Source organism: Streptomyces sp. NPDC058308, assembly GCF_042880275.1.
In the GTDB taxonomy this organism is placed as follows: domain Bacteria; phylum Actinomycetota; class Actinomycetes; order Streptomycetales; family Streptomycetaceae; genus Streptomyces.
Genome location: NZ_JBHVZA010000001.1, coordinates 113,321 through 129,138 on the forward strand (window position 1 = coordinate 113,321; position 15,818 = coordinate 129,138).

Here is a 15,818-nt window from a genome sequence, read left to right on the forward strand (position 1 = left end):
GGGATGTGCGGCCGGCACGCGGCTCACACCCCGAGTTCGTTGTCGATGAAGTCCAGTACTTGCTCGGCGGTCGCCGTCTCCAGCTGGTCCGCCGCGTCCCCGCCGTCCCCGCCGTCCGCTCCGGTGGCTCCCTTGGCTCCGGCCGCCGTGGCCTCCGTGAAGCGGGCGAGCAGCGCCTCCAGGCGGGCCGCGACGGCCGCCTGGTCCAGGCCCTGCGTGACGGCGGCGGACAGGACGTGCTCGACCCGGGCCACTTCCTGCAGGACCTGGGCGGTCGTGTCGGCCTCCGGGGCCCGTGTCCCGTCCGGGGCGAGCCGTTCGGCGAGGTGGGCGGCGAGCACGTGGGCCTGCGGGTAGTCGAAGACCAGGGCCGCGGGCAGTTTCAGGCCGGTCGCGGCGGCCAGCCGGTTGCGCAGTTCGACGGCGGTCAGCGAGTCGAACCCGAGCTCCTTGAACGGCGTGTCCACCTGCACTGCCGCCGGGTCCGCGTGCCCGAGCACGCCGGCCGCGTGGGTGCGCACGAGACCGGTGAGGAGCTCCAGTCGCTCGTCGACGGTGCGGTGGGCGAGCCTGCTCTGCCAGTCCTCCGCCCGGCCCGCCGCGGCTGCGGTGGGGCGGGCCGCGGCGGGTGCTCCCGGGGCGGCCAGGGCGCGGAGCACGGCGGGGATCGCGGCGTCGGATCCGGCCGGGACGCGGGGGTCCAGGTTCAGGGCGAGCAGGTCAGGTCGGCCGTGGGCGCGTGCGGCGGTCAGCAGGGCGCAGCCGCGGACCGCGCTGGTCGGCTTGATCCCGTAGCGGTCGATACGTGCCCGGTCGGCCGCGGACAGCGTCCCGGTCAGGCCGCTGGTGGCCTCCCACAGCCCCCACGCCACGGACAGACCGGCACGGCCCTGCGCACGGCGGCGCGCGGCCAGCGCGTCGCAGTAGGCGTTGGCGGCCGCGTAGTTGGCCTGCCCGGGGGTGCCCAGAGTGGAGGCGAAGGACGAGAACATCACGAACAGGCCGAGCCGCATCTCCCGTGTCGCCTCGTGCAGTTGTCGCGCGGCGGCGGCCTTGGCGGCCCACACACGGGCCAGGCTCTCGGGGGACTGCGAACCGATCAGGGCGTTGTCGAGTACGCCCGCGGCATGCACGACACCGGTCAGCGGGTGCGCCGGATCGATCCCCGCGATCAGCGCGGCGACGGCCCCGGGCTCGCTGACATCGGCCGCCACGAAAGTCGCCTCGGCCCCCAACTCCGCGAGTCGTGCCGCCAGTTCGTCGGCCCCGTCGGCGGCGGCTCCACGCCGGCTGACGATGAGCAGGTGGGCGCTCTCGCCGGTGCGCGCCAGGTGTTCGGCAACGGCGGCGCCGATGGTGCCGGTTCCGCCGGTCACGATGACGGTGCCCTCGGGGTCGACCGGCGCGGGTACGTCGAGCACCAGTTTGCCGGTGTGCTTCGCCTGGCTCATGAACCGGAACGCCTCGCGCGCCCGCCCCAAGGGCCACGCGGTCACCGGCAGCGGCGCCAGCTCACCGGTGGCGAAGAGCTCGCCGAGCCGGTCGAGCATCCGCCCGAGCCGCTCGGGCCCGGCGTCCGCGACGAGGTCGAAGGCCCGGTACGACACGCCCGGGTACGCCGCCTCGACGCGTTCGGGTTCGCGGAGATCGCTCTTGCCCATCTCCACGAACCGACCGCCGTCGCCGAGTAACCGCAGGGAGGCATCGATAAACTCACCGGTGAGACTGTTGAGCACGACATCAACGCCACGCCCACCCGTGGCCTCCCGTATGACCTCCTCGAAATCGAGATCCCGGGAAGACGCACGGTGCGCGGCATCGACACCCATCTCCTCCAGTACGGAATGCTTGGCCGGACTCGCCGTGGCGAACACCTCAGCCCCCAGATGACGGGCGACCTGCACCGTCGCCATCCCCACACCACCCGTACCGGCATGGACCAACACCCGCTCCCCCGCCCGGAGACCGGCCAACTCCACCAACCCGTACCAAGCCGTCAGGAACGCCGCCGGAGCGGCAGCCCCCTGCCTGGTGTCCCAGTCGGCCGGGACAGGAGCGAGCATGCGCGCGTCGGCGACGGCCCACGGGCCGAACGCGCCGTCCAGCATGCCCATCACACGGTCGCCGACCGACAGCCGGGAGACACCCGGCCCGACCTCCGTGACCACACCGGCCGCCTCGGTGCCGGGCAGCGCGCCCGGATCCGGGTACATACCCAGAGCGATCAGAACGTCCCGGAAGTTGACCCCCGCCGTATGCACGGCCAGCCGGACCTGCCCGGGCTCCAGCGGGCGCGACACCTCGTCGCAGGCCTCCGCCGCGAGTGCGTCCAGCGTCCCGGACTCCCCGCCCACCAGGCGCCAGGCCCGAGCACCGGGCGGCGCCGCAAGCTCGGCGGGCCCGTCGGCCCGGGCCCACCGGGGGACCAACACCTTGCCGCCACGCAGGGCCACTTGCGGCTCGTCCGCCTCGACGGCAGATCGCACGGCGTCTACGACTGCGGCACGGTCGAGCCGCGTATCCGTGTCGAGCAGCACGTCCGTCTCGAACTGCACATCCCCGTCGAACTGCATGTCCGTGTCGAACTGCACACTCCCGTCGAACTGCACGTCCCTGTCGAGCAGCACGATCCGACCCGGGTTCTCCGACTGCGCACTGCGCACCAAGCCCCAGACGGCCGCGCCCACCGGGTCCACCGGGTCCACAGGGGCCGCCACCCGCGACGGGCCGAGGTCGTCGTCGCCGGGAGCGGTCGCGTCCACCGCGCCCCGGGTCACGAACACCAGGTGCGTCTGGTCCAAACGCGGCGCGGCCAGGAAATCCTGGACGATGCTCAACACGCGCCCGACCACTGCGAGTCCGTCCTCGTCGGCGGTGTCCACCGGGACGAGTACAAGGGAGGGTACGGGGGTATCGGCATCCGCGCCGACATCGGCGAGCGCACCCGACCCGTCGAGCACCACACACCCGGCGAGGTCCGGGCCACCGCCCCCGTCCGAGGCCGCCGGCACGGGAAGCGCCGTCCACCGCAGCTCGTACAGTCCGTCCGTCCCCGGCCCCGCGGCAGCCCGTACCTGCTGGGCGCTGATCGACCGCAGACGCAGCTCCGCCACGTCCGCCACGGGCCCACCGGCAGGATCCATGACGGTCAGGGACACCGTCTCCTCATCGCCCCCGCGCAGCCCGGCGAGCCGCACCCGTACGGTGGTGGCCTCCGTGGCCCACAACGACACTCCGCTCCAGGTGAAGGGCAGCAGCACCTCCGCACCGACGGCCCCCTGCTCGCCCCGTTGCGCGAGCAGCGGATGCAACGCGGCATCCAACAGCGCGGGGTGGATTCCGAACCCGGCCGCCGAACCGGCCTGATCGGGCAACTCCACCTCCGCCAGCAGATCCTGGCCGTCCCGCCACAACGCCCGCAGCCCACGGAAGGCCGGGCCGTACGCGTACCCGGCGTCAGCGACGCTCTCGTAGAACCCACTCACGTCCACCGGCTCGGCCCCCGCCGGGGGCCACTGACCGGCCTGCCGCGTCGGCCGTGCCACCACCGGCTCACACCCGAGCTCACCAACGGCGTGGCACACCCACAGCGCCGCAGAGTCCTGCTCGGGGCGTGAGTACACGTGTACGTCACGACGGCCCTGCTCGTCCGCCGAACCGACGGCCACCTGCACCTGGAGCCCGCCGGACTCCGGCAGCACCAGCGGCGCCTGCAACGTCAGCTCGTCCACCGTGACGCAGCCCGCTTCGTCGGCGGCCCGCAACACCCACTCCACCAACGCGGCACCCGGCACCAGAGCAGTCCCCGCCACCACATGCCCGCCCAGCCAGCCACCCCCCTCGGCCGAGACCCGCCCGTTGAGCACCACTCCCCCGTCGGCGAGAGCAACCGCGACGGGCAACTGCGCATGCCCCGAACCGACGGCCCGGTCCCGGCCGACGTCCCGCGCCACGGTGTCGGCCAACCAATAGCGTCGGCGTTGGAAGGCGTAGGTGGGGAGGTCTACGGTGCGGGGGGTGGGGTCGGCCGGGAACCAGCGGCGCCAGTCGATGTCGGCGCCTGCGGTGAAGGCGTGGGCGGCGGCGCGGGCCAGTTGGGTGGTGTCGCCGTGGTCGCGGCGCAGGGTGGGGATGACGGTGGCGGGGAGGTCGGTCTGCTCGATGGTCTCTTGTATGCCGAGGTTGAGGACGGGGTGGGGGCTGGCCTCGATGAAGAGGCGGTATCCGTCGGCGAGCAGGGCCTTGATGGTGTCGGCGAAGCGGACCGGCTGGCGGAGGTTGGTGACCCAGTAGCCGGTGTCCAGGCGGGTTGTGTCGTTGAGGCGTTCGGCGGTGACGGTGGAGTAGAAGGCGATATCCGTGCGCGTGGGCTGGATGCCGGTGAGGCGGTTGGTGAGCAGGTCGTGAAGTTCGTCGATCTGCGGGCCGTGAGAGGCGTACCCGACGTCGATGACGCGGGCGCGCAGGCCGCGTGCTTCGGCCTCGGCGACGACGGCAGCGACCTGTTCGGGCGGGCCCGAAATGACCGTGGAGGAGGGACCGTTGACCGCGGCGACGCACACCCCCGGCCGGTCACCGATGAGCTCAGCCGCCTGCTCCGCACCCGTGCCCAGCGACGCCATGTCGCCGCGGCCTTGGAGCTGGCGGAGGGCATCACTACGTACGGCGACAACCCGGGCGGCATCCTCCAGCGAGAGCGCACCGGCGACACACGCGGCGGCCATCTCGCCCTGTGAGTGCCCCACCACCGCAGCGGGCGTGATCCCGTAGTCCGCCCACACCGCAGCCAGCGACACCATCACCGCCCACAACACCGGCTGCACCACCTCAACCCGGGACAGCGCACTCCCATCCCCCCGCAGCACCTCACTCAGCGACCAGTCCACGTATGCGGACAGCGCCTGCTCACACTCCGCGATCCGGGACGCGAACACCGCTGACTCATCGAGGAGTTGGGCTCCCATGCCCGCCCACTGCGACCCCTGCCCCGGAAACACCAACACCGGCCCCGGACCCACATCCCCCGCAACCCCGGACACCACATCCGCCGAGGCCTCACCCGCCGCCAACGCGCCGAGACCAGCCGTCAGCGCGTCCCTGTCCCGGCCCACCACCACGGCCCGGTGCTCGAACACCGACCGTGTCGTCACCAGCGACCACCCCACCTCAGTGGGCAGCGCATCCGTATCACCCGCGACGAACTCGCCAAGGCGGCGGGCCTGTTCACTCAGCGCCTCCTCGGTCCGACCGGAGAGCACCCATGGCACGACCGCGCCCGGCACGTGCTCAAGGGCGGGCCGCCCGGCTTCTGCGGGCGTGTTCTCGGGCGTGTTCTCGGGTGACTGCTCAAGGATCAGGTGTGCGTTCGTGCCCGAGATGCCGAACGCGGACACTCCGGCCCGCCGCGGACGGCCGGTGTCGGGCCACTCGGTGGGCTCGGTGACGACCTCGACCGCTCCCGCCTCCCAGTCCACGTGCGGGCTCAGCTCCTCGACGTGGAGCGTCGCGGGCACCAGGCCGTTGCGGATGGCCATGACGGTCTTGATGACGCCGGCGACACCGGCGGTGGCATGGGTGTGGCCGATGTTGGACTTGAGGGAGCCGAGCAGGAGGGGCCGGTCACGGTGGCGGCCGTAGGTGGCGAGCAGGGCCCCGGCCTCTATGGGGTCGCCCAGCTTGGTGCCGGTGCCGTGTGCCTCGACGGCGTCCACCTCGGCGGGGGTGAGCCGGGCATGGTCGAGGGCGGCTCGAATCACCCGTTCCTGAGCGGCGTCGTTGGGCGCGGTCAGACCGTTGCTCGCGCCGTCCTGGTTCACGGCCGAACCGCGGATGACGGCCAGGACGTTGTGGCCGTTGCGGCGGGCGTCGGAGAGCCGCTCCAGGAGGATCAGGCCGATGCCCTCGGAGAATCCGGTGCCGTCGGCCGCGGCGGCGAACGGCTTGCAGCGGCCGTCGGGCGCCAGGCCGCGCTGGCGGCAGAACTCGGTGAACATCAGCGGGCTCGACAGCACCAGCACTCCGCCCGCGAGGGCCAGGTCGCACTCGCGCTGGCGCAGGGCCTGGCTTGCCAGGTGGATCGCGACGAGAGAGGCGGAGCAGGCCGTGTCGACGGTGACGGCGGGGCCTTCCAAGCCGTACGTGTAGGCCACCCGCCCCGAGATGACACTGGTCAGGCTCCCGGTGGTGGCGTGCCCCTCGAACCCCTCAGGAATACGCGGGAGTTGGGACATGTAGTCCTCGCTGGACACTCCTGCGTAGACACCGGTGCGGCTGCCCTTGAGGGAGACGGGATCGATGCCGGACCGCTCGAAGAGCTCCCAGGACGTCTCCAGCATCAACCGCTGCTGCGGGTCCATCGCCAGGGCCTCCCGCGGGCTGATGCCGAAGAAGTCGGCGTCGAAGGAGCCCGCGTGGTCCACGAACCCGCCGTGGCGCACGTAGCTGGTCCCGTAGTTGGCCGGGTCCGGGTGGTAGAGGGACCCCAGGTCCCAGCCCCGGTCGGTGGGGAAGTCCTCGATGGCGTCCTTGCCTGCGGCCACCAGGTCCCAGAGGTCCTCCGGAGAGGCCACGCCCCCGGGGAACCGGCAGGCCATGGCGACCAGAGCCACCGGCTCCTGCCTGCGGTCCTCCTCCTGCGTGAGGCGTCGGCGCGTGTCGTGGAGCTCGGTGGTCACCCTGCGCAGATATTCGACCAGTTGCTCTTCACTCGCCATGTGGGGTCACCCGGCCTTCGGAGTGGGGGTCGCGCGCGAGGTGTCGGGCCCGACACCCAGCTCGTTGTCGATGAAGTCGAAGATCTGGTCGGCGGACGCGACCTTGAGCCGGTCGGCGGTGTTGTCTTCCTCGCCTGCGGCGCCGTTCATGGTGCCGTTCGCGGTGGTGTTGGTGGCTGCGTTCATGGTGGTTTTGGTGGTGGCGTTCGTGGTCTTCCACCGGGCGAGGAGCGACTCAAGGCGGGTGGTGATCTCGCCCGATTCCCCGTGGGACAGCTCGGTGGCGAGCGCCGTCAGGGAGTTCTCCATGCGGGTCAGGTCGCTCAGCAGGATGCCGGCGTCGGCGGGTCCGGCGGGCACCTGGCCGAAGGACCCGGCCGTCGGCCTGCTGTGGCCGCTCAGTCGCTCGCGCAGGTGTCCGGCGATGGCCACCGGGGTCGGGTGGCGGAAGACGAGGGCGGTGGGCAGGCGCAGTCCGGTGTCCTCCACGAGCCGGTTGCGCAGCTCGACGGCGGTCAGCGAGTCCAGACCCAGCTGTTTGAAGGTGGCGTCGCCGCGCAGGGCCTCCGGGTCGGTGCGGCCGAGGACCGCGGCGGCGTGGGCCCGTACGGCGTCGACGAGCAGCCGGAGTTGTTCGGCGGTGGACAGGCCTGCCAGGCGGGCGGACCAGTCAGTGGGAGGCTTGCGGTCGGCGGCGGTGCGGCGGGCCGGGACCTGTACGGCGGACAGGGCGCGCAGCGGTGCGGGCAGGGCGGAGGAGTCATCGGCGGCCAGAGCGCGGAGGTCGAGCCGGACCCCGACGAGGGGGCGCGCGTCGTGTCGGCACAGGTCGTGTGGGCACATGTCGTGTCGACACATGCTGTGTCGGCCCATAACGTGTCGGCGCGCGGCGTCGATCAGGGCGGGCAGGTGTCCCGGCGCCATACCCTTGATGCCGGGGCGCGTCGCGGTGGGCGGTCCATAGGTCAGGGCCAGGCCCGTCGTGGTCGCGGTGTGCCGTCGCAGGGCGAGCGCCTCACGGAAGGCGTCCGCGCCGGAGGCGAACGCCGACCAGGTGATGCCCAGGTCCGCGCCCGCCGGGGAGACGACGGCGAAGAGCGCCAGGGGGAGCTGGGCGGTCGCGGCGTGCAGGGCCGCGGTGACGCCCGCGCTCGCCGCCCACGCCTCGGCGGAGGCGGCGATGCCCGAGGCGGCGATGTCCGAGACGGCGATGTCCGAGGCGGCAGTGACGTGGACGACTCCCGTCAGCGGGTGCTCCGCGTCGACGGCGGCGACGGCTTCGGCGAGGGCGGCCGGATCCGACGGGTGCGCGTCGACTACGTCCACGGTGACACCCTTGGTAGACAACTCCCCTGCACACGTATGCAGTTCGGTGTCATCGGACACGAGCAGCAGCCGCTCGCACTGTCCGCTGCGTACGAGGTGTTCGGCGAGGTCGGCGAGGTCCGCGACCAGTGGGGCGGCCGTACCGGCGAGCAGTACGGTGCCGCCGGGGTCGGGCGCCCGCTCGTCGCTCTCAACGGTGGCGGTGGTGGTGCTGTCTGGGAGTGCCGCGAGGCGGGGTACCAGTACCCGTCCCGCGCGGAGGGCGATTTCGGGCTCGTCGTGGGCGAGTGCCGTCGCCACGGCGCGTCCCAGTCCCGGGTCGGTGGGTGCGTCGTCGGGAGTGATGTCGGTGTCGACGAGGAGGAAGCGACCGGGGTGCTTCGTCTGCGCGTCGCGGATCACACCTCGTACGGCGGCGGACGCGGGAGCGGCGAAGTGCCCGTCACCCGTGGCGGCCGCCTCGCGCGTGATCAGCGCCAGACGTGTGTCGGCGAGACGGGCGTCGGCGAGCCAGCGCTCGACGAGGTCCGTGGTCCGCCGCACCGCCGCCAGACCGAGGGCGGCCTCGTCCTCGTCGGCGGCGGCACTTGAGGTGGCCGCAGGAGCGGCGGTCGTGGCGAGCGACTGTACGACGACCGGTGGGGCCGGTGCCCCGGCGTCCAGGGCCGCGCCCAGAGAGTCCGGATCCGGGTACCTCCGATCGACCGCGTCCGGGGCCGTGACCTCCCCCAGGGAGGCCCACTCCGAGCGGTCGACCGCCTCCGCGCCGTCGGGCTCGGGTACCGGTATCCACTGCATCTCGTACAGCTCGGACGCCCGCCGACCGGCGGCCCACAGCTCCCGGGAGCCCGCCGCCACGAGCACCAGGTTCTCGCAGGTCAGCACATCGGCGCCGGTCGGATCACTCACCCTGACCCGCCAGGTCTGCCCCGCCTGCTCTGCATGGCCTGCCTGCTCTGCCCGCTCTGCCGTTCCGGCCGTTTCGGCCTCATCGGCGTCCAGCGGAGTGAGACGGACCCGTACGGAGGTGGCCCCCGTGGCCCAGAGGGACACCCCGCTCAAAGCGAAGGGCAGCCACACCTGGTCGCCCTCCGTGGGCAACTCACCGAGGACCGCGGGGTGCAGCGCGGCGTCGAGGAGAGCCGGGTGGATGCCGAACCCGGCGGCGTCCGGCGCCTCTTGAGCCAACGTCACCTCGGCGAACAGCTCCCCACCCCGCCGCCACAGGGCACGCAGCCCGGTGAAGGCGGGCCCGTAGCCGACACCGGCCTCGGCAGCCCGCTCGTAAAGGCCGCCGGGGTCCACGGTCTCGGCGCCGGCCGGCGGCCACGCCGCCTCGTCCGGGGCCGCCGGGACCGGCGCCGGGGAGGACGCCGCGAGCAGGCGGCCCTCGGCGTGACAGGTCCAGGGCGCACCGCTGCCCTCGGGGCCGTCCTCGTCCTCGGGGCGCGCGTAGACGTGGAACTCGCGGTGCCCTCCCCTCGCGTCGGCAGGCCCCACGACGAGCTGCACCTGCACGCCCGCCGTATCGGGCAACGTCAGCGGGGTCTGGAGCGTGAGGTCGTCGACGCCCGCGCATCCGGCTTCGTCGGCGGCCCGCAGCGCCCATTCCGTGAGAACGGATGCGGGGACGACAGCGGTGCCGAAAAGGGTGTGCTGGGCGAGCCAGGGGTGGCTGTGGCGGCTGACGCGGCCGGTGAGCAGGCGTACGTCGCCTTCGGCGAGTTCGGTGGCCGCGCCGAGGAGCGGGTGCCCGGCCGAGGCGAGGCCCAGGCCGGCCGCGTCCTGGGTGCCTGCGGGGGCGTTCAGCCAGTAGCGCCGCCGCTGGAAGGCGTACGTGGGCAGATCCAGGGAGCCCGGGACGGCCGGGTCAGCGGCCGGGAACCAGCCCTCCCACCTGACCTCGCACCCGGCGCAGAAGGCCTGCGCCAGTGAGAGGGCCAGGCGCGAAAGGCCGCCGTCCTCGCGCCGCAGCGTCGGGACGGTGACCGCGGCGGCCCCGGCCTCTTCGAAGGTTTCCTGCAGCCCCAGGGTGAGGACCGGGTGACTGCTGGACTCGATGAAGACCCGGTGCCCGTCGGCGAGGAGCGCGCCGACGGCGTCGGCGAACCGTACCGGCTGCCGCAGGTTGGTGACCCAATAGGCGGTGTCGAGACTGGTGGTGTCGACGCGGGTCCCGGTCACCGCCGAGTAGAAAGCCACAGAGGCGGCGACAGGGCGGACACCCGCCAGAAGGCGCGTCAGTTCGTCGGTGATGGCGTCGACCTGCGGGCTGTGCGAGGCGTAGTCCACGTCGATGACGCGGCCCCGCAGCCCGCGCGCCTCGGCGTCGGCGACCACCGAGGACACCTGGTCCGGCGGGCCCGAAATGACAGTGGAGGAGGGCCCGTTGACGGCGGCTACCCCCACGCAGGGGTGACCCTCGACGAGTGCGGCGGCCTGCTGCTGCCCCACCCCGAGCGAGGCCATCGCGCCCCCGCCCGAGAGCTGCCGCAGTGCCCGGCTGCGCAGCGCCACGATCTTGGCACCGTCCTCCAGGGTGAGCGCCCCGGCGACGACGGCCGCCGCGATCTCCCCCTGGGAGTGACCGACGACCGCTGCAGGGGTGACGCCGCTATCGGCCCACACGGCGGCCAGCGAGACCATGACGGCCCACAGCACCGGCTGCACGACCTCAACCCGGGACAGCGCACCCCCATCCCCACGCAGCACCTCACTCAGCGACCAGTCCACATACGCGGACAGCGCCCGCTCACACTCCGCGATCCGGGACGCGAACACCGCCGACTCATCGAGCAGTTGGGCCCCCATCCCCACCCACTGCGAGCCCTGCCCCGGAAATACCAACACCGGCCCCGGACCCACATCCCCCGCAACCCCGGACACCACATCCGCCGAGGCCTCACCCGCCGCCAGCGCGCTGAGACCGGCCGTCAGCGCATCCCTGTCGCCGCCCACGACCACGGCCCGGTGCTCGAACACCGACCGGGTGGTGACCAGCGACCGGCCCACGTCCATCGCCGGCGCAGCCGTGTTGCCGACCACGAACTCGCCTAGCCGGTCGGCCTGTTCGCGCAGTGCGGCTGTGCTGCGCCCGGAGACCACCCACGGGAACACACCACGTTTCACCGACCAGCCGGACTCGCCCCGAGACTCCCGCCCGCCCCTGGTCCCCTCAGCCTCCCGCGCCTCCTCCAGGACGAGGTGCGCGTTCGTGCCGGAGATGCCGAAGGAGGACACGGCGGCTCGGCGCGGGCGTTCGGCGCGGGGCCAGGCCACCGGCTCGGTCAGCAGCCGGACCGCGCCCGCCGACCAGTCCACGTGCCCGCTCGGTTCGTCGACGTGCAGCGTGGCGGGCAGTTGCTCGTTGCGCAGCGCCATGACCATCTTGATGACGCCCGCCACACCGGCGGCGGCCTGCGTGTGGCCGATGTTCGACTTCACCGAGCCGAGCCACAGCGGCTGTTCCTCGGATCGGCCCTGACCGTACGTGGCCAACAGGGCCTGCGCCTCGATCGGGTCGCCCAGCGTGGTGCCCGTGCCGTGCGCCTCCACCACGTCGACCTCGTCGGCCGTGAGCCTGGCGTCCGCGAGCGCGGTACGGATGACACGCTGCTGCGAGGGGCCGTTGGGGGCGGTCAGGCCGTTGCTCGCACCATCCTGGTTGACTGCGGAGCCCCTGATCACCGCGAGGACCTCGTGCCCCCTGCGCCGCGCCTCGGAGAGGCGTTCGAGGAGCACCAGGCCCACGCCCTCGGCCCACCCCGTGCCGTCGGCACCCTCCGCGAACGGCTTGCAGCGGCCGTCCGGGGCGAGCCCCCGCTGGCGCGAGAATTCGGTGAACATGCCGGGTGTGGCAAGGACGGTGGCGCCTCCGGCGAGGGCCAGGTCGCACTCGCCGCGCCGCAGCGCCTGGGCCGCCAGGTGGAGCGCGACCAGGGACGAGGAGCAGGCGGTGTCGACCGTCAGGGCGGGCCCTTCGAGGCCGAAACTGAACGAGAGGCGGCCCGAGGCGACGCTGGGCGTGCTGCCGGTCAGCAGATAGCCGTCGGTGGACTGGGACGGCTCGTGGAGTCGGGGGCCGTAGTCCTGGCCCGTCATGCCGACGAAGACGCCGGTGGGGCTGCCTTTGAGCGTGCGCGGGTCCAGGCCCGCCCGTTCGAAGGCCTCCCAGGCGCATTCGAGAAGCAGGCGCTGTTGCGGGTCGACGGCCAGCGCCTCGCGGGGGCTGATGTCGAAGAACTCGGCGTCGAAGTCGGCGGCGTCGTACAGGAAGCCGCCCTGTCGCGCGCTGCTGGTGCCCGACCGGGTGGCATCGGGGTGGAACAGCCGGTCGAGGTCCCAGCCGCGGTCGGTGGGGAACTCCCCGATCGCGTCGGCGCCTTCGGCGACCAGCCGCCACAGGTCTTCCGGTGAGGCCGCGCCGCCCGGATAGCGGCAGCTCATCGCGACGATGGCGACCGGGTCGTCGGCTGTCCCGGGCCCGCCCGCGGGGGCCCTTGCCCCGTCCAACGAGGCTCCGGTTCCCATGAGTTGGGACCGCAGGTGCGTGGCCACGGCCAGCGGGGTCGGGTGGTCGAAGGTGAGCGTGGCGGGCAGGGGCAGGCCGGTCGCCGCGCCCAGCCGTTCACTCAGCTCGGCTGCTGCCATCGAGTCGAAGCCCAGCGTCTTGAACGTACGGGCGGTTTCGACCGCGCCGGAGCCGGTGCCGAGCACCACGGCCACGTGCTTGGCCACCAGACCGAGGAGGGTGCGCTCCTGATCGGCGGCCGAGAGCGCGGCAAGCCGCCCGGCGAGCTCGCTCCGCGCGCCCCCGAGCTCGCCGCCCGCCGCAGGCTCGGCACACTCCTCGTCCTCGTCCGCTACGGGCTCCACCAGCTCCGACAGGGCACCGGGCCAGTGGCGCTCGCGCTGGAAAGCGTAGGTGGGCAGGCTCATGCGACCGGCGGCACCGGCCCCGCCGCCGTACGACCCGAACGACCCGAACGGCCCGTACGCGGCTGCGAAGTCGACCTCGGAGCCGCGCACATACGCCTGCGCCAGAGCCGTCATGAACGTGCCCGCCTCGTCGCGGCCACGGCGACATGCGGCCACCGCCGCCGGGCGCGGACGGCCCGGGTCCTCGGTGGTGGGGAAGCACTCGCGGGCCATCGCGGACAGCGGTGCGTCCGGGCCGAGTTCGACAAAGGTGGTCACGCCGCGCTCGCACAGCCCCCGTACGCCGGACAGGAACTGGACGGGCTCGCGCGCGTGCCGCGCCCAGTACTCGGGGTCGGCCTGCTCCACGCCGGTCAGGACCTCGCCGGTGACGTTGGAGACGACGGGGATGGCCGGCGCATGGAAGGTCAACCCGGCGGCGACGGCGCGTAGTTCGTCGAGTACGGAGTCCATCTGCGGTGAGTGGAAGGCGTGGCTGACCTTCAGGCGGTGCGCCTTGCGGCCGCGCCCCTGCCAGGTGGCCGTCAGCGCTTCGACGGCGTCGCGGTCACCGGAGATCACCACGGATTCGGGGCCGTTGACGGCGGCGACGGTGACGTGCTCCTCGTGTCCGGCGAGCAGCTCGGCGGCCTCGTCCGCGCTCGCCTGCCACGCCGCCATCGCGCCGGGCGCCCGCACCGCCTGCATGAGGCGCCCGCGGGCGGTCACCAGGGCGCTCGCGTCCGGCAGCGAGAGGACGCCGGCCACGTGCGCGGCGGCGATCTCGCCGACCGAGTGGCCAAGGACGTAGTCCGGCCGCAGCCCGAAGGAGGCCGCCAGGCGGTACAGGCTCGCCTCGATCGCGAAGAGCGCGGGCTGGGTGTAGGAGGTCTGGTCGAGGAGCGTCCGCCGCTCAGCACCGCCACCGCGCCCGTCTGCACCACCGCTACCGTCGTCATCACCGAAGACGATCCCGCGCAGCGGGCGGTCGAGATGCACGTCAAGGGCCGCGAACGCCTCGTCGAGAGCATCGGCGAAGACGGGAAACGACGCGTACAACTCCCGCCCCATACCCAGCCGTTGGGCACCCTGGCCGCTGAACAGGAAGGCCAGTTTGCCGTCGCCGTGCGCCTCGCCCCGCACCACGGAAGAGGTCTCCGTCCCCTCGGCAAGCGCGGCCAGGGAGCCGAGCAGCTCGGCGGTGCCGTCGCCGAGCAGGACGGCGCGGTGGGCAAGGGGCGCCCGGGTGGTGGCGAGGGCGTGGCCGACCTGGGCGGCGTCGGGGGCGGGGCGGTCGGTCAGGTGTGCGTGCAGCCTTGCGGCCTGGGCGCGCAGCGCGGCGGCGCTGTGGGCGCCGATCGGCCAAGGCGTGGGGGGCATGGCGGTGCTGCGGCGGGGCGCGCGTTCCTGGGGTGCCGCGGCGGTCGTCGGGGGATCGGCCGGGGCAGGTGGTGCGGCCAGGACGAGGTGGCTGTTGGTGCCGCCCATGCCGAACGAGGACACCCCGGCGATCAGGGGCTGTTCGGGGCGCGGCCAGTCGTCGGGGCGCCGCTGGACGCTCAGGCCGAGGTCGGCCAGCGGGATGGCCGGGTGAGGGGTGGTGAAGTTCAGGCTCGGTGCGAGCCGCCGGTGGTGAATGCTGAGGGCCGTCTTGAGCAGTCCGACGATGCCGGCGGCGGCTTCGAGGTGGCCGACGTTGGTCTTGGCGGAGCCGACGGCCAGCGGGACGGTGCGTGCCTCATGCCGCCCGAGTGCGGCGCCGAGCGCGGCGGCCTCGATCGGGTCGCCCACGGGGGTGCCGGTGCCGTGCAGTTCGACGTACTGGATCTGGTCAGGCGTGACGCGGGCCCGGCGGCAGGCCTCGCGCACCACGTCTTGTTGCGCCGGTCCGCTGGGCAGGGTGAGGCCGTCGGTCGAGCCGTCGCTGTTGACGGCGCTTCCTTTGATGACGCAGTAGACGGTGTCGCCGTCGCGCCGCGCCGCGGCGAGCGGCTTGAGCACCACGAGGCCGCCGCCCTCGCCGCGTACGAAGCCGTCGGCGCGGGCGTCGAAGGTGTGGCAGCGGCCGGTGGCCGAGAGACCGCCGAAGCGGGCCGCGGCCAGTTCGGTGCCGCGCGGCGAGCAGATGAGGTTGACGCCGCCCGCGAACGCGATCTCGCTCTCGCCGTTCCTGATGCTCTCGCAGGCCAGGTGCACGGCGACGAGCGAGGAGGACTGCGCGGTGTCGACGGTCAGGCTCGGCCCCGCCAGGTGGTACGTGTACGAGATGCGGTTGGCCAGAATGCTGCGGTGCACGCCGGTCATGGTGTGGCGGGTGACGGCGTCCTCGGTCCTGCGGTCCAGGACGTGGGTGTAGTCGTCCCAGAGGGCGCCGACGAAGACGCCGGTGCGGCTGCGCGCCAAGGTGGGCGGGCGGATTCCCGCGTCCTCCAGGGCTTCCCAGCTCAGTTCGAGGAGCAGCCGCTGCTGGGGGTCCATCGCGACGGCCTCGCGGGGGCTGATGCCGAAGAACGCGGCGTCGAACTCGTCGATCCGGTCCAGGAATCCGCCGGGCCCGTGGAGGCCGGAGTCGGCTCGGCGGTGTTCGGGCGGTGCGGCGCGCACGGCGCTGCGCCCCTCGCTCAGCAGCTGCCAGAACGCGGCCGGGCCGGACGCTCCGGGCAGTCGGCAGGCCATCCCGACGACCGCGACCGGCTCGGACCGAACGCTTTCGCCGGGGGCGGACGCGTCACCGAGGGCGGACGGGTCACTGACGGCGGTCGGGTCGCCCGGAGCGAACCGGTCGCCGGATGCGGACGACGAGACCGGGGCCATCACGTCAGCTGCGGTCGCGCTGGGAACAACTGGCTGTCACAAGACATC

General features: G+C 73.2%; 2 protein-coding genes. Both read right to left on the bottom strand.

The genetic code is table 11. The features are described 5' to 3' along the window. Window positions 1-23 precede the first annotated feature (23 nt). Window positions 24-6,713, bottom strand: a complete 6,690-nt coding sequence (locus ACFVYL_RS00260) for an SDR family NAD(P)-dependent oxidoreductase (RefSeq protein ID WP_389712029.1) — start codon at window positions 6,711-6,713, stop codon at window positions 24-26. 6 nt (window positions 6,714-6,719) lie between these two features. Beyond that, the gene (locus ACFVYL_RS00265) at window positions 6,720-15,770 is read right to left on the bottom strand and encodes a beta-ketoacyl synthase N-terminal-like domain-containing protein (RefSeq protein ID WP_389712425.1); all 9,051 of its coding nucleotides are present in this window, start codon (window positions 15,768-15,770) and stop codon (window positions 6,720-6,722) included. Window positions 15,771-15,818 lie beyond the last annotated feature (48 nt).

Coding starts and splice junctions, on each gene's coding strand:
- ACFVYL_RS00265 (WP_389712425.1), bottom strand. CDS start 15,770: ATGGCCCCGGTCTCGTCGTCCGCATCCGGCGACCGGTTCGCTCCGGGC.
- ACFVYL_RS00260 (WP_389712029.1), bottom strand. CDS start 6,713: ATGGCGAGTGAAGAGCAACTGGTCGAATATCTGCGCAGGGTGACCACC.